The 24,064-nt window shown below is 71.7% G+C and carries 17 protein-coding genes; 9 read left to right on the forward strand and 8 right to left on the reverse strand.

From position 1 onward, the window contains the following. Window position 1 precedes the first annotated feature (1 nt). A complete protein-coding gene (locus ACWENQ_RS42325; protein WP_449929472.1) occupies window positions 2-805 on the reverse strand; it encodes a DMT family transporter in 804 nt (267 codons plus the stop codon). A gap of 76 nt (window positions 806-881) precedes the next feature. Continuing rightward, on the reverse strand, window positions 882-1,514 hold the full coding sequence (locus ACWENQ_RS42330; protein WP_354920229.1) for a DedA family protein: 633 nt from the start codon (window positions 1,512-1,514) through the stop codon (window positions 882-884). Between the two features lie 344 nt (window positions 1,515-1,858). Between ACWENQ_RS42330 and ACWENQ_RS42335 the strand changes: the two genes are divergently transcribed. Continuing rightward, complete coding sequence (locus ACWENQ_RS42335; RefSeq protein ID WP_452419335.1) at window positions 1,859-3,034, forward strand: sensor histidine kinase; 1,176 nt, start codon at window positions 1,859-1,861, stop codon at window positions 3,032-3,034. A 35-nt stretch (window positions 3,035-3,069) separates the two neighbouring features. Beyond that, entirely contained in the window at window positions 3,070-4,059 is a 990-nt protein-coding gene (locus ACWENQ_RS42340) for a hypothetical protein (protein ID WP_452419336.1), read from the forward strand. Here the strand turns inward: ACWENQ_RS42340 and ACWENQ_RS42345 are convergent. Then, entirely contained in the window at window positions 3,967-4,596 is a 630-nt protein-coding gene (locus ACWENQ_RS42345) for a VC0807 family protein (RefSeq protein ID WP_452419337.1), read from the reverse strand. The two genes, ACWENQ_RS42340 and ACWENQ_RS42345, sit on opposite strands and share 93 nt — an antisense overlap. Window positions 4,597-4,826: 230 nt before the next feature. Further along, a complete protein-coding gene (leuE, locus tag ACWENQ_RS42350) occupies window positions 4,827-5,483 on the reverse strand; it encodes a leucine efflux protein LeuE (protein ID WP_449929464.1) in 657 nt (218 codons plus the stop codon). A gap of 193 nt (window positions 5,484-5,676) precedes the next feature. On the opposite strand from leuE, the gene ACWENQ_RS42355 reads away from it, so the two are divergent. The 3 genes from ACWENQ_RS42355 (at window position 5,677) to ACWENQ_RS42365 (ending at window position 11,567) form a co-directional block, all read left to right on the forward strand. After that, window positions 5,677-6,165, forward strand: a complete 489-nt coding sequence (locus ACWENQ_RS42355; protein WP_452419338.1) for a MarR family winged helix-turn-helix transcriptional regulator — start codon at window positions 5,677-5,679, stop codon at window positions 6,163-6,165. Window positions 6,166-6,316: 151 nt separating this feature from the next. Further along, window positions 6,317-8,371: a cellulase family glycosylhydrolase gene (locus ACWENQ_RS42360; protein ID WP_452419339.1), complete on the forward strand. Its 2,055-nt coding sequence runs from the start codon at window positions 6,317-6,319 to the stop codon at window positions 8,369-8,371. A gap of 112 nt (window positions 8,372-8,483) precedes the next feature. Continuing rightward, entirely contained in the window at window positions 8,484-11,567 is a 3,084-nt protein-coding gene (locus ACWENQ_RS42365) for a BTAD domain-containing putative transcriptional regulator (RefSeq protein WP_452419340.1), read from the forward strand. Here ACWENQ_RS42365 and ACWENQ_RS42370 read toward each other — a convergent pair. The 3 genes from ACWENQ_RS42370 to ACWENQ_RS42380 form a co-directional block, all read right to left on the reverse strand. After that, on the reverse strand, window positions 11,546-12,295 hold the full coding sequence (locus ACWENQ_RS42370) for an ABC transporter permease (protein WP_449929458.1): 750 nt from the start codon (window positions 12,293-12,295) through the stop codon (window positions 11,546-11,548). The two genes, ACWENQ_RS42365 and ACWENQ_RS42370, sit on opposite strands and share 22 nt — an antisense overlap. Then, the gene (locus ACWENQ_RS42375) at window positions 12,292-13,185 is read right to left on the reverse strand and encodes an ATP-binding cassette domain-containing protein (protein WP_449929456.1); all 894 of its coding nucleotides are present in this window, start codon (window positions 13,183-13,185) and stop codon (window positions 12,292-12,294) included. Before ACWENQ_RS42375 ends, ACWENQ_RS42370 begins: the two co-directional genes overlap by 4 nt. Window positions 13,186-13,250: 65 nt before the next feature. Further along, window positions 13,251-13,727, reverse strand: coding sequence for an Lrp/AsnC family transcriptional regulator (locus ACWENQ_RS42380; protein ID WP_354920256.1), 477 nt, complete (start codon window positions 13,725-13,727; stop codon window positions 13,251-13,253). Between the two features lie 91 nt (window positions 13,728-13,818). Here ACWENQ_RS42380 and ACWENQ_RS42385 point away from each other — a divergent pair, with 91 nt between their 5' ends. The 4 genes from ACWENQ_RS42385 to ACWENQ_RS42400 all read left to right on the forward strand — a co-directional run bounded on the left by ACWENQ_RS42385 (window position 13,819) and on the right by ACWENQ_RS42400 (window position 22,009). Further along, window positions 13,819-14,490 (forward strand): nitroreductase family protein, encoded by a 672-nt coding sequence (locus ACWENQ_RS42385; RefSeq protein WP_452419341.1) that lies wholly within the window; start codon window positions 13,819-13,821, stop codon window positions 14,488-14,490. A 76-nt stretch (window positions 14,491-14,566) separates the two neighbouring features. Further along, a complete protein-coding gene (locus ACWENQ_RS42390) occupies window positions 14,567-16,393 on the forward strand; it encodes a M14 family metallopeptidase (protein ID WP_449929451.1) in 1,827 nt (608 codons plus the stop codon). A 340-nt stretch (window positions 16,394-16,733) separates the two neighbouring features. After that, a complete protein-coding gene (locus tag ACWENQ_RS42395) occupies window positions 16,734-18,293 on the forward strand; it encodes a chitinase (RefSeq protein WP_452419342.1) in 1,560 nt (519 codons plus the stop codon). Further along, the gene (locus tag ACWENQ_RS42400; protein ID WP_452419343.1) at window positions 18,290-22,009 is read left to right on the forward strand and encodes a fibronectin type III domain-containing protein; all 3,720 of its coding nucleotides are present in this window, start codon (window positions 18,290-18,292) and stop codon (window positions 22,007-22,009) included. The genes ACWENQ_RS42395 and ACWENQ_RS42400 overlap by 4 nt, the downstream gene beginning before the upstream one ends. A 36-nt stretch (window positions 22,010-22,045) precedes the next feature. Here ACWENQ_RS42400 and ACWENQ_RS42405 read toward each other — a convergent pair whose 3' ends face one another. Next, entirely contained in the window at window positions 22,046-24,010 is a 1,965-nt protein-coding gene (locus ACWENQ_RS42405; protein WP_354920273.1) for a molybdopterin-dependent oxidoreductase, read from the reverse strand. Window positions 24,011-24,064: the final 54 nt, after the last annotated feature.

A 24,064-nucleotide genomic window follows, 5' to 3' on the forward strand; every position in this document is an offset into this window, starting at 1 on the left:
GTTAGGAACGTGATTCGAGGGGGGTGGTGCGAGCGAGCGCGATCGTGCCCACCGCCGTGAGCGCGGCGGCCGCGATCGGGGCGACACCCTGGGGGAGGGGCTCGCCGAGCAGGAGGGCGCCGAAGGCGACGGCGGTCAGGGGGTCGGCGATCTGCAGCGAGGCGAAGGACACGCCGAAGTGGCCGACGGCGTAGGCCCGCTGCAGGAGCACCAGGGCGAGCAGGGCGGGAACCGGCAGCGCCAGCAGGTACCACCAGTTCCACGCCCCGTCGACCAGGACGCGCATGAGGGTCGCGGTCGCGCCGTACAGCACGCCCGCGCTGGTGGCCAGGAGCGCGGCCCGTCCCGCAGGGGAGGCGGCCCTCGCGCCCGCCCACAGCAGCACCGCCGCGACGCCCGCGACCGCGAGCAGCGTGGCGGCCCCGTGCGGGCTCAGGTACGTGGGGCCGTCGTGCGAGGGGACCAGCAGGACCAGCCCGATCAGGCCGATGGCGACCGTGGCCGCCGCGGCCAGTTCCCCCCGGGACGGCCGCCGCCCGTGCAGGGCGGCCGCGATCGGCAGGGCGAACAGGAGGCTGGCCACGCCCATCGGCTGGACGACGGTGAGCGGGCCGAGGCCGAGGGCCACGATGTGCAGCCCTCCGCCCACGAGGATCGACGCCCCGCCCGCGAGCCAGCGGGGCTTTCTGAGCAGGGCCAGCAGGCCCGGCTTGGCCGAGCCCACCGCCTCGAACTGCTGGAGAGCGGCGCCGAGTGCGAAGAACAACGAGCCGAACAGGGCCACGGCCGCGGCCAGCACAGTCATGCGCACTCCTTTCACCTGGATGAAGACATGTGGAGGTGTCCGTGAGGTCTCCGCTCAGGGACAGGGGGGCGAACAGTCAGGACTCTCCTTCGGCGCCCTGCGCGGCAGGGACGAGCGCCCGGTGAGAACCCGGTGAACGCCGCTTGCGCAGCCAGCGGACCAGCTCGACGACCATGGTGATCGTCACCGCGATGCCGAGGCCGAGCAGCAGGCCCTTGATCGGGTCGTTCTCGAAGGCCATGCCGCCGAAGAAGCCGATCAGCGTCGAGTAGACCGCCCACGACCCGGCCGCGATCGCGTCGAAGAACGCGAACGAGCCGCGCGGATAGCCGACCCCGCCCATGGTGAGCGTGGCCGCGGTCCTGCCGCCGGGGATGTAGCGGGCCACCACGAGCAGCAGGCCGCCACGCTCGGCGAGTGCCTGCTGGGCCCACGTGAAGGCCTTCTTGCCCCGCAGCCGGCGGCCCGCCTTGCTGCCGATGAAGTAGGAGATGTGGTCACCGGTGAAGGCGCCCAGCGCGGCCACGACCATCACCAGCCACAGGTTCGGGTCACCCGTGGAGGCCGCGAACACGCCCGCGGTGATGACAGCCGTCTCGGCGGGCACGACGGGGAAGAACCCGTCGAGCATCGCCAGCGCGAACAGCGCGACGTACAACCATGGCGAGGTCATCACCTGGTTGAGCAGGTCGAGAATGGCATGGGACATGTGTGCGCTCCGGTCTGTGGAGGGAGTTCTCTCAGAGTGGCGGCGGATCACCCTGGCGACATCGGGGAACGGCCCCCGGCCGGACCCCGGCCGTCCCCTGGAAATCTCAGGGATCTACCTCCTCGAACCTAGGGATCGATCAGGTCCGCCCACATCGGACGATCGGTACGCACGACCCCCTACTTTCGTCATGTCCCTCGATCCAACTCGGGAAGGAGACCTCGCACACTGGTGTGAGGGTGGAGATCGACGGTGAGGCTGGCACCACCATCTCCGGTAGGCCGGGCGATACCCTGACTTTCGGCAGAGGTGCCGCCAGGGCCCGGCCCGATAGCGTCTCCCGCATGCGCCGCACGCCCCGCCACCTGCTCCACGACGTGCTCCTGTGGCTCGTCATGTCCGTCCTGGCCGCCGCCGCGGGACCCGACCCCTTCGCCGACCCCGGCCGCTTCCTCGCGGTGACGGGCGGGCGCGTGCTGCTTCTGGCCCTGGCGATCGCGGTGGGCCGGCCGTGGCCGCTCGCCGCGGTCGTGATCCTGCTGCCGGTGGGACCCTGGCAGTTCGACGAGGGCCTGGCCACCGCCGACTGGGACTTCAGCCGGGGGCAGGCCACCGGCGACCAGCTGTGGCCGCTGTCGCTGGTCGCGGTGAAGATCTTCCCGCTCACGCCGACCACGCCGGCCGTGATCTGGTACGCCTACCTGACCGGGCGCAGGACCGCGCGCGCCTGGCCGGCCGTGGCCGTTCTCGGCGCGGCCACCGTCGTCGGCTCGGGCGTCGTGCTGGCGCAGGGCGGCCAGCCGCGGCTGTGGGTCACGATGGTGTCCGGGCTCGCCGGCTTCTACGTCCTGCCGTACCTGCTGGGGGCGCTGCGGCGGCGGCTGGTGCACCAGCGGGCGCGGGCCGGCGAGGCCGCGGCGGCGCAGGCCAGGATGCGCGAGCGGGCCCGCATCGCGCACGAGATGCACGACTCGCTCGGGCACGACCTGGCCCTCATCGCGGTGCGCGCGGCGGGCCTCGAGATCGCGCCTGGACTCGCTCCGGCGCAGGCCAAGGCCGCGGGGGAGTTGCGGGTGGCGGCGGCGGAGGCCACGGAACGGCTGAGGCAGATCGTGGGGCTGCTGCGCGAGGACATCGACCCCGCCCCGCTCGCGCCCGTCGACGAGGACGTCGCCGCCCTGGTCGAGCGGGCCAGGGGCTCGGGGATGGAGGTCATGGCGGAGATCGCGCCGGGTCCCGTGCCCGCGCTGGCGCACCGGGTGGTCCAGGAGGGCCTGACCAACGCCGCCAAGCACGCCCCCGGCGCGTGGGTGCGGGTCTCGGTCGCGCCCGGGCGGATCTCGGTGCGCAACGGCCCCTCCCGCGGCCGGCCCACCGCGGTCCCGGGCGGCATGGGCCTCACCGGACTGCGCGAGCGCGTCCGGCTGGCCGGCGGCACGATGACGGCGGGCCCGGCCGGCGAGGGCTTCGAACTGGTCGTCGTCCCTCGCGCGGGGGAGGAGGATCCCCGCGTCGCGTGAGGCCGGAGGCGCCGCCGCCGGGCAGATTGGGCGGCATGGACGCTCCCCGCGCAGGAATCGGCAGGATCACCGCCGCGATCGTCGCGATGGCCGCGACCCTGCCCTACCTCACCATCAAGATCCTCTGGCTGACGGGCCGCCCGGTCGGCGTGGTCGACCTTTCGCTGATGGACTCGGGCGCGATGACCGGGCTCAACGCCATGACCTTCGGCATGGACCTGGTCGGCCTGTGCCTCGCGCTCGCCTTCACCACGCGGTGGGGGATGCGCCTGCCGGCGTGGCTGGTGCTGCTGCCCATCTGGGTCGGCACCGCCCTGCTGTCCAAGATCGTCGTCGCGCTGCCGCTGGCCCTGCTGATCGAGGGACCGGGCACCTTCCACGGCGGCCCGATGGTGGAGGGCTGGGTCTACCTGATGGTCTACGGCGGTTTCTCGCTGCAGGGCGTGGGTCTCACCGTCGCCTTCGCCCTCTACGCCCGCGCCAGGTGGCCGTGGGCCTTCCGGTACGGCAGGGCGCGGACGGCCGTGGCGTTCCAGCACGTCGTGGGCCGCGGCAGCCTGCTGGTGGCGCTGGTCGTCGGCGCCGTGGACGTGTACTGGGCCTGCGGCGGCACCGCCGGACTCGACCCCGCTGTGACGGCCGCGCGGAACCTGCCGGGAAGCGTCGTGCAGGCCCTCGGCGGAGCGCTCGTCATCGCCGGCGCCGCCGGTTACCTGGCCCTGCTGCGCGGGCACGCGTGGTGGTCGACGGCCGTGGCGTGGCTGGGCAGCGGCCACCTGTTCGCCTGGGGCCTCTACGAGATGATCATCATGGTGACCGCCGGCCCGCTGGCCGCCGAGGTGCCGATGGTCGCGCCCCACCTGGTGACGCTGTTCGCCATGCTGACCGGCCTGACGCTGGGGCTCGGTGGCGCGTTCCTGCTGATCGAGAAGTCAGGCGGGAGCGTGGCTGAGGCGGCGCAGCACCCGCTTGAAGGTCCACAACGAGAAGGTGATCGCGAACCCGCTGATAGCGGCCACCGCTGAGGTGCGCAGCAGCATGTAGGCGCCGATGGACTCGTTGAGGAAGAGCCAGATGCTCACGGTGGAGTTGGCCATCAGCACGAACGCCCACAGCAGCGTGATCCTGGCGAAGAACCTGCGCATCCGCTCGTGCTTCAGCACCGCCTGCGGCAGGTGGATGTAGTCGAGGGTGAGCTTCTGGACCATCGGCCTGTTCAGCCTGACCGAGGCGAGGAAGATCATGCTGATGCAGATGGTCCCGAACTCGGGCGTCAGGAAGAAGACGGCGTTGTTGCCGGTCCACAGCGCGACCAGGGCCCGCGCGGTGATCGCGACCGCGGCCAGGAACATGGTCGCGGGCACCCGTACCTTCCTGACGAGCCGCCATCCCACGCCGAGGTAGACCCACGACACCGCCGCGATCAGCGCGCCATTCTCGCCCAGGATCATGAGGGCGGTGTAGAAGACGGCGAGCGGAGCGACGACTCCTTCGAGCAGGCGGGGGATCGCCTGCCTGGCCAGGGCGGTCAGACGTGGCAGCACGACAGGGGGATGGTTCAACTCTGCTCCGTAGGTCGGCCCACGAGCAGCGCCTACCCCTGGCTGGCGGGATCAGGCATCGTCGGACGCTGTCGTCGGGTTGCGGGACGGATTACCCCGGCGCGCAGGGGCGCGCCGCTGGCTTACCGTACCTGACGTCCGGGAGTGCCACTGTCAGATTGTGCACATTCGGCACTTGCTGATCTTGCCGTGGCTATATGTCGCATCTGTCATGGTTTGCGGAGAAACGATTACCCCAGGCTGGCCGTGGCGAGCTTGGCGCCGAAGCCGAGGAACAGCGCGCCGACCCCCGAGGTGAGGGTGGCCGACAGCTTCCGCCTGGCGCGGAACTGCCCGGCCAGGAAGGTCCCGCCGAAGATCAGCGCCGACAGGTAGAGCGCGCTGAACAGCTGGATGATCGCCCCCAGGATGAGGAACGGCACCGCGGGCGTGCCGTACGAGGGGTCCACGAACTGGATGAAGAAGGAGACGAAGAACAAGATCGCCTTCGGGTTCAGCAGGCTGATCGTCAGCGCCTTGCGGAAGGGGTTCGGTCCGCGCTCGTCCACCAGCACGGCGACCGGGACGTGAGCCGGGTCGGCGGAGCGCCACGCCTTCCACGCGCCCCTGATCATCTGGAGGCCGATCCACGCCAGGTAGCCCGCGCCCAGGTACTTCACGACCGTGAACAGCACCGGATTCGAGCGCAGCAGCGACGCCGCGCCCGCCGCCGCGAGCACCATGAGGACGGTGTCGCCGACGAAGACGCCCATCGCCGCCTTGTAGCCCTCACGCACGCCGCGCTGGGCGGCGAGGGCGAGCACGTAGAGCGAGTTGGGGCCGGGCAGCAGGATGATGAAGAAGGCTCCCGCCACATATGTCCAGAGATCGGTCACACCGAAGAACATGGTCGCTCCTGCTCAAATGGGTCATTTCACAGTAGCGTGTCGCGTCTCCCGGCCGGTTTCGGAGCGGCCGGTACCGCAGGCCGCCGGGCGCCTGGCGGCGTCCCGGCGCCCCGTCCAGACACCGGTACGGCAGGACCGCCGGGGCCCGGTCCCGCCGGGCGGACGGCGCCGCCGATGGCCATAGGGTCTGACCATGAGCAGTGAGCAGGACGCGATCGACGTCATCCTCACCCAGTGGCGGCGCGAGCGTCCGGACCTCGACCTGTCGGCGATGGGCGTCTTCGGCCGCCTCGGCCAGGCGTCGCGGCTGGTGGAGTCGGCCGTGGAGGAGGTCTTCCGGCGCCACGGCCTGCGACCGGGCGAGTTCGACGTGCTGGCGGCGCTGCGCCGGTCGGGCCCGCCGTACACGCTGATGCCGTCGGAGCTGTCGGACGTGCTGATGATGTCGCGGGCGGGCATGACCAACCGCATCGACCGACTGGAGGCGGCGGGGCTGGTCGAGCGCAGCCTCGACCCCGCCGACCGGCGCAGCTTCCGCGTCTCGCTCACCGAGCGGGGCCGCGAGGTCATCGACGCCACCCTCACCGAGCACGCGGCCAACCTGGCGCGGCTGGCCTCCCGGCTCACCGAGCAGGAGGCCGGCACGCTCGACGCCATCCTGCGCGGCATGCTGCGCGCCTAGCGCGGCCCTGCGCGTGGCGCATCGGACGTACTTCGTCAAGGCCGTCAGCGTTCCTGTCTGATGCCTGTCAATTTGGGCCTTGTGCCCGGGAGTGGTCAGACCTATTCTCCGATTGATCGTTAGTTAAGTTTCCTAATAAACCGGAGGGGCGATGCTCCGACCCGTCCGCTTCCTCGCGCTCACCGCCGTCCTCACCACCTGCCTGGCCGCGCCCGCCCTGGCCCAGGCGCCCTCCCGCCTCGAGGCGGAGAACGCGACCGTCTCCCAAGGGGCGGTCGAGTCCAATCACGCGGGCTTCAGCGGCACCGGCTTCGTCAACTACGACAACGTCCAGGGCTCCTACGTCGAGTTCACCGTGAACGCCGCCGCGGCGGGCACCGCCTCGATCGTGCTCCGCTACGCCAACGGCACCACCACCGACCGGCCGATGGCCGTCGCGGTCAACGGGACCAGCGTGACCAAGAACTTCCCCGGCACGGGAGCCTGGTCCACCTGGGCCTCGACGACCGTCACGGCGCCGGTGCACGTGGGCGCCAACACCGTCCGCGCCACCGCCACGACCGCCAACGGCGGCCCGAACCTCGACTACGCCGAGATCGACGTTGCCGCCCCGTCGAACGAGTACCAGGCGGAGAACGCGGTCATCTCGCAGGGCATCGTGGACACCAAGCACGCCGGGTACACCGGCACCGGCTTCGTGGACTACACCAACGTCGCGGGTTCCTACGTCGAGTTCACGGTCAACGCCGCCGCGGCCGGGAACGCGGCGCTGACCTTCCGCTACGCCAACGGCACCACCACCGACAGGCCGATGGCCATCGCGGTCAACGGGACCGGCGTGACCAAGGACTTCCCCGGCACGGGCGCGTGGAGCACATGGGCGGAGACCACCGTCACCGCGGCGCTGAACGCGGGCGCCAACACCGTCCGCGCCACCGCCACGACCGCCAACGGCGGACCGAACCTCGACAGGCTGACGGTCTCGGCCGCGGGCCCGCCCGACACCGAGAGCCCCTCCGTTCCCGGCAACCCGCGGGCGACGGCCACCACCTCCAGCTCCGTCACGCTGGCGTGGGACGCCTCGGCCGACAACAGCGGGACGATCAAGGACTACCGGGTCTACGAGGGGTCGACGCTGAAGGCGACCGTCGGCGGCACGTCGGCCACGATCACCGGCCTGGCACCGTCGTCCACCCACACCTACACCGTGACCGCCCGTGATCCGTCGGACAACGAGTCGGGCAGGAGCGCCGCGGTCACCGCCACCACGCAGCCGGGCGGCACCGGCACGCCGGTGGAGGCCAACGGCCGGCTCCAGGTGTGCGGGGTACGGCTGTGCAACGAGCGCGGCGAGCAGATCCAGCTGCGCGGCATGAGCTCGCACGGCCTGCAGTGGTACTCGCAGTGCCTCAACACCGCCTCGCTGGACGCGCTGGCCACCGACTGGAAGGCCGACGTCCTGCGGATCTCGATGTACATCCAGGAGGGCGGCTACGAGACCAATCCGCGGCTGTTCGCCGACCGGGTGCACAACCTGATCGAGATGGCCACGGCGCGCGGGATGTACGCGATCGTGGACTGGCACATGCTCAGCCCCGGCGATCCGACGGTGAACCTGAGCAGGGCCAAGACCTTCTTCACCGAGATCGCGCAGCGGCACAACGGCAAGAACAACCTGCTGTACGAGATCGCCAACGAGCCGAACGGCGTGTCGTGGTCGACGATCAGGAACTACGCCCACCAGTTGATCCCGGTGATCAGGCAGCACGATCCGGAGACGCCGATCCTCGTGGGGACCCGCGCGTGGTCGTCGCTCGGCGTCTCGGACGGGGCCGACGAGAGCGAGGTCGTCAACAACCCGGTCAACGCGACCAACATCATGTACACCTTCCACTTCTACGCCGCCTCCCACGGCTCGGAGTACCTGAACGCGCTGTCGCGGGCGGCCGACCGGATCCCGATGTTCGTCACGGAGTTCGGCACGCAGACGGCCTCGGGTGACGGCTCGAACAACTTCACCCGGTCGCAGCAGTACATCGACCTGATGGCGCAGAAGAAGATCAGCTGGGTGAACTGGAACTACTCCGACGACTCGCGCTCGGGTGCCGTCTTCACCTCGGGCACCTGCCCGAACGGCCCGTTCGCGGGTACCTCCAGGCTCAAGCCGGCGGGGGTGTGGGTGCGCGAGAGGGTGCGCGCCGACTAGGGAGACGGGTATTTACCTATAAAACCCACTGAGTTACTATGAATTAGCCGGTATCGAGGGCTCGCGCGGCTGGGGTGGCTGCGCGGGCCCTTCCGGACGGCAAGATGTGCGTATGCGTGTGGCGATTCTCGGTCCGCTGGAGGTCGAGGGACCTGAAGGGCCGATCGAGATCGGCGGTGCCAGGGTCAGGGCCCTGCTGGCGCTGCTCGCGCTGGAGGAGGGACGGCTGGTCACCGCCGACCGGCTGATCGACGCGCTGTGGCCGGGCGAACCGCCCGCCAACGCGGCCAACGCCCTCCAGACTCTGGTCAAGCGGCTGCGCGCGGCGCTCAGGCCGTACGAGGCGGTGGAGAGCAGGCCGGGCGGCTACCGGCTGACCGCGCGGGTGGACGTGCGCCGCTTCCACGACCTGGTGGCCGCCGGCGAGCTGGAGGCGGCGCTGAAGCTGTGGCGCGGGCCCGCGCTGGCCGACCTGGCCACGGTGCCGCACCTGGCCAACGTGGCGGCGGCGCTGGAGGAGGACAGGCTCGCCGCGGTCGAGACCAGGGCCGAGGCGCGCCTGGCGGCGGGGCTGCCCGTGGACCTGGCGGCGGAGGTGGCCGCCCACCCGCTGCGCGAACGGCTGTGCGCGATCGTCGTGCGCGCCATGGCCGCCGCCGGGCGGCAGGCCGACGCGCTGGCGCTCTTCGAGCGCACCAGGGCGCGCCTGGCCGACGAGCTGGGCGTCGATCCCGGCCCCGAGCTGCGCGCCGCCCATCTGGCGGTGGTGTCGGGGGACCTTCCTGCGGCCCCGCCGGCCGGCCGGCCCCCTGTCCAGCCGGTCGGCCAGCCCGCCGTACGGCATCGCCGCCCGGGCGTGAAACGCCCGCTGACCAGCTTCATCGGCCGCGAGGAGGAGCTGGAGGAGCTGACCGGGCTGCTGGCGACCTCGAGAATGGTCTCCATCGTCGGCCCCGGCGGCGCCGGCAAGACCAGGCTGGCGACGGAGGCGGCACTGCTGGCCGAGGAGGCGTGGCTGGTCGAGCTGGCCGCCGTCACCGACCCGGCCGACGTGCCCGGCGCCATGCTCGACGCGCTCGACCTGCGCGGCACCGACCGGCCGGCGCTGGGCGCGGCGGAGAAGGTCAGCCCGGCCGACCGGCTGGTGGGCGCGCTCGCCGGCCGCAAGGCGCTCATCGTGCTCGACAACTGCGAGCACCTCGTGGCGGCGGCGGCCATGCTGGCCGAACGGCTCCTGATCGAGTGTCCCGGCCTGAGGGTGCTGGCCACCAGCAGGGAGCCGCTCGGCGTGCAGGGGGAACGGCTGGCGGCCATCCCGCCGCTCGAGCTGCCGCCCGAGGGGGCGCGGCCGGGCGTGGCGGCGGCGTCTCCGGCGGTGCGGCTCCTGCTCGACCGGGCCAGCGGCGTCAGGCTCGACGAGCGGAACGTGGCCGCGATCGTGGCCATCTGCCGCAGGCTCGACGGGATGCCGCTGGCGATCGAGCTGGCCGCGGCCAGGCTGCGCACGATGACGCCCGTCCAGCTGGCCGACCGGCTCGACGACAGGTTCAGGCTGCTGACCGGCGGCAGCAGGACGGCGCTGCCCCGGCAGCAGACGTTGCGCGCGGTGGTCGAGTGGAGCTGGGACCTGCTGACCGAGGAGGAACGGGCGCTGGCCGAGAGCTTCGCGGTGTTCCCGGGCGGAGCCACGCTGGAGGCGGTCGAGGCCGTGTGCGGGGCGGGGATCGAGGTGCTCGGCGCGCTGGTGGACAAGTCGCTGGTCAGGATGGACGCCCAGGGCCGTTACACGATGCTGGAGACGATCAGGGCCTACGCCATGGACGGCGGCCGGCAGCCGCGCAGGGCGCACGCCGTCCACTTCGCGGAGCTGGCCGAGGCGGCGGTGCCGCACCTGCGCACGGCCGAGCAGCTGGTGTGGATCGAGCGGCTGGCCGCCGAACGCGACAACCACGCGGCGGCGTTGCGCTGGGCGCTCGACACCGGCGAGGTGGAGCTGGCGCTGCGCCTGTGCGGGGCGCTGACCTGGTACTGGTGGCTGTGCGGCTACCGGGCCGAGGGCGAGGCGTGGGCCACGCAGGTGATCGAGCTGGCCGAGCGGGCGGGCGACGGCCCGCCGCCGGGGCTGGCGGCCGCCTACGCCGCCTGCACCTTCGGTGTCGGCACCCGGTTCATCGGGCGGCTGCTGAACGAGCCCGACGCGCTGGGGCGGATCCTGGACGACCTGGAGCGGGTGATCGTCCTGGCTCGCGCGGAGGGCCCCGTCCATCCGATGCTGTGGCTGGGCAGGGCCGTGCTGGCCGCGATGACGCGGCAGGAGGAGCGCCTGGCTGAGCTGCTGGACGAGTACGTCGCGGCCGAGGACCCGTGGCTGTCGAGCGCCGCGCTGATGATCAGGGGCGGCTGGCGGTCGGCCCACCCGCTGGCGGAGGACGATCTGGAGCGGGCGGTCGCCGGGTTCAGGCGGGTCGGTGACCGGTGGGGCCTGAGCGAGTCGCTGCTGACGCTGGCCGGGGCGCGGGTCATTCGCGGCAAGCCGGCCGCCGAGCTGATCGCGGAGGCGGGGGCGCTCACCGTGGGATGGGTGAGCGTCGAGGACACGATCACCACGCTCACCACGGTGGCGCTGCTGCGCGCCCAGGGCGGCGACGCGGAGGGCGGCGCCGCCGACCTGGCCAGGGCCAGGGCGGTCGTCTCGGGTGAGACGTCGCAGCAGGTGCTGCTGCACCTGCGGCTCGGCGAGGCCGAGCTGGCGCGGCTGGCCGGGGACGGAGCGGCGGCGCTGGCACGCTACGAGGAACTTCTCGCCGCGCTGCCCGCGATGAGCGACGTGCTGCCGCAGCAGGTGAGCTGGGCGCGCACCTCCTACGGCAGGGCGCTGCTGGAGGCGGGCGACCCGCAGGGCGCCAGGGAGCAACTGCGGCTGGCGGTGGAGACCTTCGGGGCGGCGCCGGACCTGCCGATCCTGGCCGCCGCGCTCGCCGGTTTCGCCCAGGTGGCGCTGGCCGACGGCGACGCCGAGCGGGCCGCCGTCCTGCTCGGAGGGGCGAGCGCCGTCCACGGCGGTGTCGGCGGAGGGGGCGCCGAGATGGCCAGAACCGCCGCCGACACGCGTGCCGCGCTCGGTGACACGGCCTTCGAGGCGGCGTTCGGGCGCGGCGGGCGCATGTCCCGTGATCAGCTGACCCGCCTGGCGTAGGCGCGCAGCGCCAGCGGCACGAACACCGCGGCGATGGCGGCGGCCCAGCCGAGGGTGAACCACACGTCGGCGGCCTGCGTGCCGCCGACCATCAACCCGCGCAGCGCGGACGCCAGGTGCGAGACGGGGTTGACGTTCATCCACCACACCAGCCAGCCGGGCAGGCCGGTGGCCGGGATGAAGGCGGTGCTGCCGAAGGTGAGCGGGAGCAGGACGGCGCTGGCCATGCTCTGCATCGTGGTCACGGACTTCGTCACCAGCCCCAGGTAGGCCGACGCCCAGCTCAGCGCGAAGGCGAACAGCACCATCAGCCCGACGGCGGCCAGCGCCTCCAGCGGGCCGGTCCGGATCCTGAAGCCCACGACGTAGCCGATCAGCAGGGACATCATGATGGTGACCATGAGCGTGGCCAGGTCGGCCAGGATCCGGCCGGCGAGGGGCGCGGCCCTGGCGATCGGCATCGTCCTGAACCGGTCGAACACCCCGTTGCCGATGTCGGTGGCCAGGTTCATGCCGGTGCCGATGGTGGTGATCAGCGCCACCTGGGTGAGGACTCCGGGCAGCATGTACTGCACCGCGCCCGCCCTGTCGCCGCCCGAGCCGCCGAACAGGTAGACGAACACCACGATCATGAAGATCGGTTGCATCAGCAGGCCGGCGAGCTGGCCGGGGCTGTTCCTCAGCGGGACGAGGCTGCGCCAGGCGAGGGTGAGGCTCTGCGAGATCACTTCGATGCTCCTGTCAGGCTGAGGAAGACGTCGTCGAGGGAGGGCAGGCGCAACGCGTGCTCGGCGAGCACGATGCCCGCCTCGTCGAGCTTCCTGAGCAGCGCGGGCGCCTCGGCCAGGTCGTGGACGGGCACGCTGAGGCCGCCCATGATCGCGGTGATCCGCTCCGCGTCGGGCTCGTGCAGCGGCCTGACCTCCAGGCGGTGCCCGCCCGCCTTGGCCTTGAGCTCGCCGGGGGTGCCGGAGGCGGCCACGCGGCCACCGTCGATCAGCAGGATGTCGTCGGCGAGCTGGTCGGCCTCGTCCAGGTACTGCGTGGTCAGCAGCACGGTCACGCCGTCGGCGACCAGCTCCCTGACCACCTGCCACAGCTCGTTGCGGGCGTGAGGGTCGAGCCCGGTGGTGGGCTCGTCGAGGAAGAGCACGCGGGGGCGGCTGACCAGGCTGGCGGCCAGGTCCAGGCGGCGGCGCATGCCGCCGGAGTACCCGCCGGCCTTCCTGCCGCCGGCCTCGCTCAGCCCGAACCTGTCCAGCAGCTCGGCGGCCCTGGCCCTGGCCGCGTCGCGGGGCAGGCCGAGCAGGCGGCCCATCATCACCAGGTTCTGCGTGCCGGTCAGCTGCTCGTCGACCGAGGCGTACTGCCCGGTCAGCCCGATCAGCTCGCGCACCCGCGCGGCCTGGGCGCGCACGTCGAACCCGCCGACCGTGGCCCGGCCCGCGTCGGCGGCCTGGAGGGTGGCGAGGATGCGCACGGCCGTGGTCTTGCCCGCGCCGTTCGGGCCGAGGACGCCGAGCACCGTCCCGGTCCTGGCGCGCAGGTCGATCCCGGCCAGGGCCACCTTGTCGCCGTATCTCTTGACCAGCCCTTCGGCTTCGATCGCATACGTCATGCCCGCTACGGTGCCGCCGGCCGCTGGCAGTGCTCTGGCAGGTGCCTGGCAGGCGGCCTGTCAGGTCAGTCCGGGATGCCTGCCAGCGGGTGGACCCGGTGCGCGACGACCTCGGACAGCGTGATGACGGTCGTGCTGCGCCGTACGCCCGGGATGGTCAGCATGCCGTCGATCACCCGCTGGACGTGCTCGTTGTCGCGCCCGGCGATGCGGCACCAGACATCGCCCGGGCCGGTGACGATGTAGGCCTCCAGCAGCTCGGGGATGGCGTGCAGGGCGGAGGAGATGTGCTCGCGGGCGGCCTGCTCCACCTCCAGGGTGGTGAAGGCCTGCACCGGATAGCCGAGCGCGGTGGGGGAGAGGGCCGGGCCGAAACCGCTGATCACGCCGTCGGCGGCCATCCGGTCGAGCCGCGCCTGCACGGTGCCGCGCGCCACGCCTGCCAGGCGGGCGATCTCCAGCAGGCCGGTGCGCGGGCGGTCCCGCACCAGGCGCAGGATGAGCAGGTCGAGATCGTCGAGTCCGGTACGGCGTGCTGGCAATCTGGCTCCTTGGCGGGCCTTTGGCTGGCTATTCGCCAGGATAGAGGGCGCGGTGTTGTCATCATCGTCACCGCTGCGGACACTGCGGTCCATGGAGCACAGGTATCCGTTCGTCCCCTACGCGGCCGACCGTCTCGACGAGGCGGAGATGGTGCGCCGGGGCCGTGCCTTCTACGAGCACGTCGACCGGCGGCGCAGCGTGCGCTTCTTCAGCGCCGAACCCGTGCCGAGGGAGTGCGTCGAGCTGGCCGTCATGGCCGCCAACACCGCTCCGTCCGGCGCCCACCAGCAGCCGTGGAAGTTCGTGCTGATCGGCGATCCCGCGACCAAACGGCGGATCCGGCAGGCGGCCGAGGTCGAGGAGCGCCAGAACTACGAGGGCGGCAGGCTGACCTCCGAGTGGCGGCAGGCGCTGGCGCCGCTCGGGACGACCTCCGACAAGGGCTACCTCGAGGTGGTGCCGTGGATCGTGGTGTGCTTCGCCGAGAAGTACGGCGTGCGCGCCGACGGCAGCAGGGTGAAGCACTACTACGTCAACGAGAGCGTGGGCATCGCCTGCGGCCTGTTCATCACCGCGCTGCACACCATGGGCCTGTCGACGCTGACGCACACGCCCAACCCGATGGCCTTCCTCAGCGAGATCTGCGCGCGGCCGGGCAACGAGCGGCCCTACATCCTGTTCCCCGTCGGCCACGCCGCGCCCGACGCGGAGGTGCCCGACCTGCGGCGGAAGCCGTTGGACGAGGCGCTGGTCCGCTTCTGAAAATTTGGGCCTTTTCCGGTTGTGCGAGCTTCTTCACTCTCGGTGCAGACGCCCGTCAAGCCTGAGGAGGCTGAAGGTGAGAAGTCGATTAGTCATCCTGCTGTCCGTTCTGGCCCTGATCTGCCTGACCGGCGTGACAGGGGCAGGGGCGAGCGCGGAACCGCCGCCCAACAAGCAGTACAGGGTGCAGGGGCCGGCCGACGCACGGGAGCGCAGCGCCGTGGCATCCACGGGCGCGGCGATCAACGAGGTGGCCGCCGACTCGGTGGTGGTGAGCGCGACCGCGGACGAGGTCGCCGCGATCAAACGGCTCGGCTACCGGGTCGTGGAGCTGCCGTCCCCGTTACCCCCGTCCGGTGTGCGGGCCGCTGACTTCCCTCCGTCCGACTCCGGCTACCACAACTACGCGGAGATGACCGCGGACGTGGACGCGCTGGTGGCCGCGCATCCGGCGATCGCCGGCAAGTTCGTCTACGGCACCTCCTACGAGGGCAGGCCGCTGATCGGCGTCAAGATCAGTGACAACGTGGGCTCCGACGAGGCCGAGACCGAGGTGCTCTTCACCGCCCACCAGCACGCCCGCGAGCACCTCACGGTCGAGATGGCGCTGTACATCATGCACCTGCTCGCCGAAGGCTACGGCACCGACTCGCGCATCACCGACCTGGTCAACACCCGCGAGATCTGGATCATGCCGGACCTCAACCCCGACGGCGGCGAGTACGACATCGCCACCGGCTCCTACCGGTCGTGGCGCAAGAACCGGCAGCCCAACTCCGGCTCCACGGCGATCGGCACCGACATGAACCGCAACTGGGGCTACAACTGGGGCTGCTGCGGCGGCTCGTCCGGTTCCCCCTCCAGCGACACCTACCGCGGCGCGTCGGCCGAGTCCACTCCCGAGGTGCGGGCGGTGGCCGACTGGGTGCGCGGCCGCGTCGTCGGCGGCGTGCAGCAGATCAAGTCGCACATCGACTGGCACACCTACAGCGAGCTGATCCTGTGGCCCTACGGCTACACCTTCAACGACACCGCGCCCGGCCTGACGCAGGACGACAGGGACGCGCACGCCACGCTCGGCCAGAACATGGCCTCCACCAACAGCTACACCCCCGAACAGGCCAGCGACCTCTACATCACCGACGGCACGATCGACGACTGGCTGTGGGGCGTCTACAAGATCTTCAGCTTCACGTTCGAGATGTACCCGACGGGGGCGAGCCCCGGCTTCTACCCGCCTGACGAGCAGATCGTCCCGCAGACCACACGCAACAAGGAGGCCGTGCTCCGCTTCCTCGAGTACTCCGACTGCGTCTACCGGATCATCGGCAAGGAGGCCCAGTACTGCGGCACGGGCGGCGGGACCACGATCTACTCCGACACCTTCGAGAGCGCGACGGGCTGGACGGCGAACCCGGCCGGCACCGACACCGCGACGACCGGCCGGTGGGAGCGCGGCGACCCCGCGGCGACCACCTCCTCCGGCGCCAAGCAGCTCGGCACCACGGTCAGCGGCGTCAACGACCTGGTGACGGGGCCTCTGGCGGGCACGTCGGCGGGTGACTACGACATCGACGGCGGCGTGACCACCATCCAGTCACCACCGATCACGTTGCCGGCCTCGGGCACGCTCAACCTGTCGCTGTCGTGGTACCTGGCGCACGGCTCGAACTCCTCCACCGCCGACTACTTCAGGGTGCGGGTGGTCGGCTCCACCACGACCACGGTCGTCAACCAGCAGGGCGCCGCCACCAACAGGAACGGCGCGTGGACGGTGGCGACCGCCAACCTGAGCTCGCACGCGGGCCAGACGGTCAGGATCGTCGTCGACGCGGCGGACGCCTCCACCGCCTCCCTGGTCGAGGCGGGCGTCGACGATGTGAAGATCACTCACACGCCGTAGCCGAAACCCGGTCACAGTCCCACCCCTTCCGGCTTCCTCGCAGGCCGGGAGGGGTGGTTTTTTGGGTCTTGTAAGGGATCGGTGTCAAGGCTACGATCGCGACAACTCTTAGGAAACTTTCCTAAAAGAAATCATGAAAGACGCCCCACGGACCCTCGCACACCCCCACCCCCCACACCCCACCTGCGACAACGGTCACGCTCCCCGCCCGGTCCCGCGGGGCAGCGCATCGCGCCGCGCCGTCCCGCCGGCCCGGGAGGTCGTCGCGCGGCGCGCCCTCGCCTGACTCGCCCTGACAGCCCCTGCAAAGGGCGCGCACCCCCCGAAAAGAAGGAACAGCGTGAGATTACGCGCATCAGTGGTAGCCCTGATCACCCTCGCCTTCGCCTTGGTCGCCCCGCCCGCGCACGCCGCCGGCCTCACCGCCACCTTCGCCAAAGCCGCCGACTGGGGCTCGGGCTTCGAGGGCAGGGTCACCATCACCAACGGCACCTCCGCCCCCGTCTCCTGGAACGTCCAGTTCGACGTGCCGGCCGGCCACTCCATCCCCTCGGCCTGGGACGCCACGATGTCCCGGAGCGGCCAGCACTACACCTTCACCGCGCCCGGCTGGGCCGGCCCGCTGGCCCCCGGCGCCACCACGACCTTCGGATTCAACGGCAGCCCCGGCAACTTCCCCGGCGTCACCGGCTGCACGATCAACGGCGCCTCCTGCGGCGGCGGCGAACCGCAGCCGGGAGTCCCCGGCCAGCCGGGACCGGCCACCGCCACCTCCACGACCTCGTCCATCTCCCTGTCCTGGGGTACGGCCGGCGGCACCGTCACCGGCTACCGGGTCTACGAAGGCACCACGCCGAAGGCCACGGTGACGGGCACCACCGCCACGATCACCGGCCTGGGCACCTGCGAGACGCACACCTACACCGTCAGGGCCTACAACTCCGTCGGCGAGTCGGCCGGACGCGACGTCACCGGCACCACGGCCGGATGCACCGCGGGCCCGCTGCCCCGGCACTTCCTCACCGGCTACTGGCACAACTTCGTCAACCAGGCCGTCGAGCTGAAGCTGTCGGCCGTACCCGACGAGTACGACCTGGTCGCGATCGCCTTCGGCGAGGCCACCGCCACCCCGGGCGAGGTCGTCTTCGGCGTCGACCCCGGCCTGGCGACCGCCGTGGGCGGTTACACCGACGCCCAGTTCAAGGCCGACGTCGCCGCCCTCCACCAGCGCGGCAAGAAGGTCATCCTGTCGGTCGGCGGGGAGGCGGGCCGCGTCCAGGTCGCCAGTGCCGCCGCGGCCACGAAGTTCGCCGACACCGTCCACGCCATCATGCAGGCCTACGGCTTCGACGGCGTCGACATCGACCTGGAGAACGGGCTCAACGCCACCTACATGGCCCAGGCCCTCAGGTCGCTGCGGGCGAAGGCCGGCTCCGGCCTGATCATCACGATGGCGCCGCAGACCATCGACATGCAGTCGACGGGCGCCGAGTACTTCAAGCTGGCCCTGTCGATCAAGGACATCCTCACCGTCGTCCACACCCAGTACTACAACTCGGGCTCCATGCTCGGCTGCGACCAGAACGCCGCCTACTCCCAGGGCACCGTCAACTTCATGGTCGCGCTGGCCTGCATCCAGCTCGAGAACGGCCTGCGCCCCGACCAGGTGGCGCTCGGCCTGCCCGCCGGCCCCGGCGCGGCAGGCGGCGGCGTCGTCGCGCCGAGCCTGGTCAACCAGGCGCTCGACTGCCTCGCCAAGCGGACCGGCTGCGGCACTTTCGTCCCTCCCCGCGCCTACCCCGACATCAGAGGCGCGATGACCTGGTCCATCAACTGGGACGCGAGCAACAACTGGAACTTCGCCAAGACCGTCAAGCCCCACCTCCAGGGAATGCCATGAGACGCATGATGCTCGCCTTGCTGGCCGCCTTCGCCCTCGCGGTCACCGGCCTCGCCACCTCCACGCCCGCCGCCGCGCAGGGCGTCACGGTCGCCGCCTATCCCGCGTGGCAGGCCTGGACGTCGTACACCATCGGCACCCGCGTCACCCACAACGGCGTCGACTACGAATGCCAGCAGGCGCACACCTCGCAGCCCGGCTGGGAGCCGCCCAACGTGCCCGCCCTGTGGAAGACGGTCTCCGGCGGCGGAGACACCACCCCACCCTCGGTGCCGGGCGACCTGCGCGCCACGGGCAGCACCTCCAGCAGCGTCTCGCTGGCGTGGAACGCCTCCACCGACAACGTCGGGGTCAGCGGCTACAACGTCTACCGCGGCTCCACGCTGGTGACCACGGTCACCGGCACCACCCACACCGACACCGGCCTGGCCTCGGGCACCAGCTACACCTACACCGTCCGCGCCCGCGACGCGGCCGGCAACCTGTCGGCCGCCAGCGCCGCGGTCACCGCCGCCACCTCCGGCGGCACCGGGGTGCCCGGCCAGCCGGGCGCGCCCACCGTCACCGGCGCCACCGACACCTCGATCTCCCTGTCATGGGGCGCGGCCGGCGGTACGGTGACCGGCTACCGCGTCTACGAGGGCTCGACCCAGCGCGCCCAGGTCAGCGGCACCTCGGCCACGATCTCCGGCCTCGGCGCCTGCACCTCGCACACCTACACCGTCAGGGCCTACAACTCCGCGGGCGAGTCCGGCTCCAGCGCCTCCGTCACAGGCTCCACCACCGGCTGCCCGACCGGGGCCCGCATGCCCGGCGCGCCCTACCTCTACATGGGCTGGGGCAACCCGCCCAACCCCGGCACCGTCATGGACGCCACCGGCGTGAAGTCCTTCACCATGGCCTTCATCCTGTCCAGCGGCGGCTGCACCCCCGCGTGGGACGGCAACCGGCCGCTGACCGGCGGCACCGACGCCCAGGCGATCTCCACGATCAAGTCGAAGGGCGGCAGCGTCCAGGTCTCCTTCGGCGGCTGGCAGGGCAACAAGCTCGGCCCGAACTGCTCGACGCCGCAGGCCTTCGCGGGCGCCGTCCAGCAGGTCATCAACGCCGTCGGCCCCGCGGTCGTCGACTTCGACATCGAGAACACCGACGAGTTCGAGAACTACACCGTGCAGGACCGCATCCTGAACGGCCTGAAGATCGTCAAGCAGAACAACCCGAACGTCAAAGTCGTCGTCACCTTCGGCACCACCAGGACCGGGCCGAACGCCCACGGCGTCCGCCTGGTCAACCGCGCCAGGGAGCTCGCGGTCCCGATCGACAACTACACGATCATGCCGTTCGACTTCGGCGGCTCGGACATCTACACCGACACCGTCAACGCCTCCGAGGGCCTGAAGAACACGCTGAAGACCGCGTTCGGCTGGACCGACGCCCAGGCGTACGCGCACATGGGCATCTCGGGCATGAACGGCCTGTCCGACCAGCAGGAGCTCACCACGCCCGCCACCTGGACCCAGATCACCACCTGGGCCAGGTCCAAGGGCCTGACCCGCCTGGCGTACTGGGCGGTCAACCGCGACCGGCCGTGCCCCCGGCGGCGGCGTGACCTCCAACTGCAGCGGCATCGCCCAGACCGAATGGGAGTTCACCAGGACCACCGCAGGGTTCTGATCCAGGCCCATCCCCGGCGCTCCCCCCTCCGGAGCGCGCCCCCCTGGCGCTCCCCTCCGGAGCGCCCGCCCCGCGCTCGCCCCTCCCGAGCGCGGGCCCGGCTCCCGTCCCGGGAGAGCTCGCCTCCTCTCCCGGGACGGGAGGCCGCACCCCCCACGCACCACGATCGAGGAACCGCACGCATGAACCTGAGCAAGCCCGCGGCCGCGGCCGCCCTCGCACTCGCCATGGCCGTGCTGCCCCTGACCCCCGCCCACCCCGTCACCGCCGCCGGCATCACCGCCGGCCCCGCCACCGGCACGGCCGCCGGCCCCGCCGCCAACCTCGCCGCCAACATCGCCGTCAACCCCGGCTTCGAGTCGGGCCTGGCCGGATGGACCTGCTCGCTGGCGACCACGGTCTCGAGCCCCGTCCACGGCGGCACCAAGGCGCTCCAGGGCAGCCCCGCGGGCACCGACTTCGCCCGCTGCGGGCAGACCGTCACCGTCCAGCCGAACACCGCCTACCAGCTGTCCGCCTGGGTTCAGGGCGCCTACGTCTTCCTCGGCGCCACGGGCACCGGCGTGAACGCCAGCACGTGGGGCGCGCCCGGCGCCACCTGGCGGCAGCTCACCACCTCCTTCACCACCGGCGCGAGCACCACCGCCGTGACCGTCCACCTCAACGGCTGGTACGGCCAGGGCCCCTACCTGGCCGACGACGTCGTGCTCGACGGCCCGGGAGGAGGCGGCGACACCACCCCGCCCACCGTGCCGGGCAACCTGGCCGTCGGCGGCCCCACCAGCAGCTCGCTCACCGTCACCTGGTCGCCGTCCACCGACGACTCCGGCACCGTCGCCCGCTACGAGATCTCCAGGGACGGCGCCGCCCCCACCCAGGTCACCGGCACCTCCCACACAGCCAGCAGGCTCAACCCGGCCACCACCTACCGGTTCAAGGCGCGCGCCTGCGACCCGTCGGGCAACTGCTCGCCGTACACGCAGGAGGTCAGCGGGACCACCTCGACCGGCGGCGGAGGGCCGAGCAGCAGGGTGATGGCCGGCTACCTGCACGCCTCGTTCGCCAACGGCTCCGGCTACGTCAGGATGGCCGACGTGCCCGCCGAGTGGGACTTCGTCAACCTCGCCTTCGGCGAGCCCACCTCGGTCACCTCAGGGGACATCAGGTTCGCCAGGTGTCCGGTCGCCGAATGCCCCAACGTCGAGTCCGAGGCCGACTTCGTCGCCGCCATCAGGGCCAAGCAGGCCGCGGGCAAGAAGGTGCTCATCTCCATCGGCGGGCAGAACGGGCAGGTCCAGCTCACCACCACCGCCGCGCGCGACACGTTCGTCGCGTCGGTGTCGGCGATCATCGACCGTTACGGCCTCGACGGCCTCGACGTCGACTTCGAGGGCCACTCGCTCTACCTCAACCAGGGCGACACGAACCTGAGCAACCCCACCACCCCCGTCGTGGTCAACCTGATCTCCGCGCTGAAGGCGCTCAAGGCCAGGTACGGCGCGCGGTTCGTGCTGACCATGGCGCCCGAGACGTTCTTCGTGCAGCTCGGCCACCAGTTCTACGGACCGGGCCCGAACGGCACCGCCGACCCCAGGAGCGCCTCCTACCTGCCGGTCATCCACGCGCTGCGCGACGACCTGACCCTGCTCCACGTGCAGGACTACAACTCCGGGCCGATCATGGGCCTGGACGGGCAGTACCACACGATGGGCGGGCACGACTTCCACGTGGCGATGACCGACATGCTGCTCGCCGGATTCCCCATCATGGGCAACGCCGGCAACGTGTTCCCCGCGCTCCGCCAGGACCAGGTCGCCATCGGCCTGCCCGCCTCGCCCAACGCGGGCAACGGGTTCACCACCGTCGCCGAGGTCCAGAAGGCGTTCACGTGCCTGGCCAAGGGCACCGGCTGCGGCTCCTACCAGCCGAGGGGGGTGTACCCGAACCTGCGGGGCCTGATGGCCTGGTCGGTCAACTGGGACCGGCACAACGGCTTCGAGTTCTCCCGCTCGCACCGGCCGTACCTGGACGGCCTGCGCTGACGGTGTGCTGATGGGCCGGGGGATCGCGGGCGGGAGTCAGCCCTCCTGCCCGCGATGCCTGACCATCACCGTCGGCTTCACATGATGTCCCGAGCCCGGCGGCCGGTAGATGGGCAGCGCCTCGCCGTACTCGTGCATCCAGTCATGGTCGACGAGCGTGTGCATGCGGCCCGTCAGGGTCAGCCACGGCATGCCCTCGGGCCGTACGGCCGGCCCCGGCACGGCGGCCAGCAGCGCCGCCGTCTCCGGGTAGTTGCGCTCCACGACGCGGCCGCCCACCATGTCCCTGCGCCTGCCCAGATGGTCGACCGACAGCTTCGCGAACGTCTCGGCCAGCAGCCCCACGTCGGGCAGCGGCACGTCGGCGTACTGGGAGGGGCCCACCAGCAGGTCCAGCTTCCCGTTGACCAGATGGTGCTCGAAACACGGGTCGGCCAGGTCGCCGTGCGCGAGCGTCAGCACCCTCGGCCAGTTGCGCGGGTCGTCAGGCTCGTCGCAGGCGCGGCGCCCCGGGTCGCCGTCCGGGTCGAGCGGGTTGCGGTCGTACTCGGGCGACATGTGCAGCCACCCCTCGCGCACCGCCTCGGCCAGCACCGGCCACGGCGCCCGGTCGTTGAACAGCCCCTCGCCCAGCTGCCAGGACAGCATGCCCACGTCGGTGCAGTCGTAGCGCCACCGGTCGGCGTGCAGGTAGAAGTAGAGCCCCGTCTCCACCACCCGCTCGCTCTCGGCCCGCGGCCCGCCCCAGCCGCCGCCGCGCACCCCGGCCGAGCCCGTCAGCACCAGCAGCGCGAGCATCGCCCGGTGCGCGGTGTCGGCGTGCTCGGTGCCCAGCCGTCCCGGCATGATCATGCACCTACCGCCGGTGCGCAGCGCGGTCTCGGCCAGCTCGCGGGCCACCTTCAGCGCCCGCGCGGCGCTGACACCGGTGATCGGCTCCTGCCAGCCCGGCGTGTACGGCTCCCGCGCGTCGTCGTAGCCGGCCGGCCAGGCGCCGGGAAGCCCGTCACGCGCCACGCCGTACTGGGCGAGCAGCAGGTCGTAGACGGTCGTGACCACATGGTCGCCGACCCGCATGACGGGCACGCCTCTGCGCAGCACGCCCGATCCCTCGTCGAAGCGGGGGAGCAGCAGCTCGACGCCGTCGCCGGCCGTGCCGTACACGGTGAGCGCCGGGTCGGTCTCCAGCGTCAGGTTCCAGCGGGCGGGATCGCGGCGCAGGCCCAGCGACCCGTTCGGCACCACGGGGGCGCCGTCGCCGTCGAGCAGCACCGTCTTCAGCGCGGCGGTGGGCGAGGTGTCGCCCAGGTCGGCGGCGGTGAGGAAGCGGTGGGCCACGTAGCCGTCGGCGCGCTCGCGCAGCCGCACGAGGAACGGCAGGTCGGTGCGCTGCTTGGCGTGCTCGGCGAACGCCGGCCGCTCCAGGTGGAACTCCTTCAGCAGCACGTGCCCCATCGCCATGGCGAGTGCGGCGTCGGTGCCCGAGCGCACCACGACGGTCTCGTCCGACAGCCGCATCGGGTGGCTGCCGATCGCGACCACCTTCTGCCCCGGGTAGCGCCCGGCCACCAGCCAGTGCGTGTCGGGTGAGCGGATCGCGCGGTCGTTCTCGCCCCACATGACCGCGTAGGCGGCCTGCTCCCAGTCGGCCGGCTCCGGCACCTCCGAGCAGGGGCCGAAGACCTGCGCGGCGACCAGCGGCTGGTCGAACAGGACCGTGCCGCCGATCAGGCCGACGAACCTGGCGATCATGGATGTGGAGTGGGCGGCGACCCGATCGGGGCCGTAGGCGGCGATCGTGTGCACGTGGGCGGCGGCGACGATCTCGGCGACCTCGTCGTCGCCGAGCGGTGCCACCTCGCCGCCCCTGCCGCGCTGGTAGGCCTGCCGTACCTGTGGATTGGCTGTGAGTTGCGCCCAGGCCGCGACAGGGTCGGCGACCCTGCCTCTCGCCTCCCGGTAGAGCCCGACCAGCAGCGCGTTGCCCCGTGATCCCCCCATGCTTCTCATTGAACACACTCAGTGACGATCCGGGGTGCTGCGACCCGCCTTATG

Source organism: Nonomuraea sp. NPDC004354, assembly GCF_053602555.1.

Excerpts from the sequence above, each read along its gene's own strand:
- ACWENQ_RS42340 (WP_452419336.1), top strand. The coding sequence starts at position 3,070 with ATGGACGCTCCCCGCGCAGGAATCGGCAGGATCACCGCCGCGATCGTC.
- ACWENQ_RS42405 (WP_354920273.1), bottom strand. The coding sequence starts at position 24,010 with ATGGGGGGATCACGGGGCAACGCGCTGCTGGTCGGGCTCTACCGGGAG.
- leuE (WP_449929464.1), bottom strand. The coding sequence starts at position 5,483 with ATGTTCTTCGGTGTGACCGATCTCTGGACATATGTGGCGGGAGCCTTC.
- ACWENQ_RS42365 (WP_452419340.1), top strand. The coding sequence starts at position 8,484 with ATGCGTGTGGCGATTCTCGGTCCGCTGGAGGTCGAGGGACCTGAAGGG.
- ACWENQ_RS42360 (WP_452419339.1), top strand. The coding sequence starts at position 6,317 with ATGCTCCGACCCGTCCGCTTCCTCGCGCTCACCGCCGTCCTCACCACC.
- ACWENQ_RS42400 (WP_452419343.1), top strand. The coding sequence starts at position 18,290 with ATGAGACGCATGATGCTCGCCTTGCTGGCCGCCTTCGCCCTCGCGGTC.
- ACWENQ_RS42330 (WP_354920229.1), bottom strand. The coding sequence starts at position 1,514 with ATGTCCCATGCCATTCTCGACCTGCTCAACCAGGTGATGACCTCGCCA.
- ACWENQ_RS42385 (WP_452419341.1), top strand. The coding sequence starts at position 13,819 with ATGGAGCACAGGTATCCGTTCGTCCCCTACGCGGCCGACCGTCTCGAC.
- ACWENQ_RS42375 (WP_449929456.1), bottom strand. The coding sequence starts at position 13,185 with ATGACGTATGCGATCGAAGCCGAAGGGCTGGTCAAGAGATACGGCGAC.
- ACWENQ_RS42325 (WP_449929472.1), bottom strand. The coding sequence starts at position 805 with ATGACTGTGCTGGCCGCGGCCGTGGCCCTGTTCGGCTCGTTGTTCTTC.
- ACWENQ_RS42355 (WP_452419338.1), top strand. The coding sequence starts at position 5,677 with ATGAGCAGTGAGCAGGACGCGATCGACGTCATCCTCACCCAGTGGCGG.
- ACWENQ_RS42335 (WP_452419335.1), top strand. The coding sequence starts at position 1,859 with ATGCGCCGCACGCCCCGCCACCTGCTCCACGACGTGCTCCTGTGGCTC.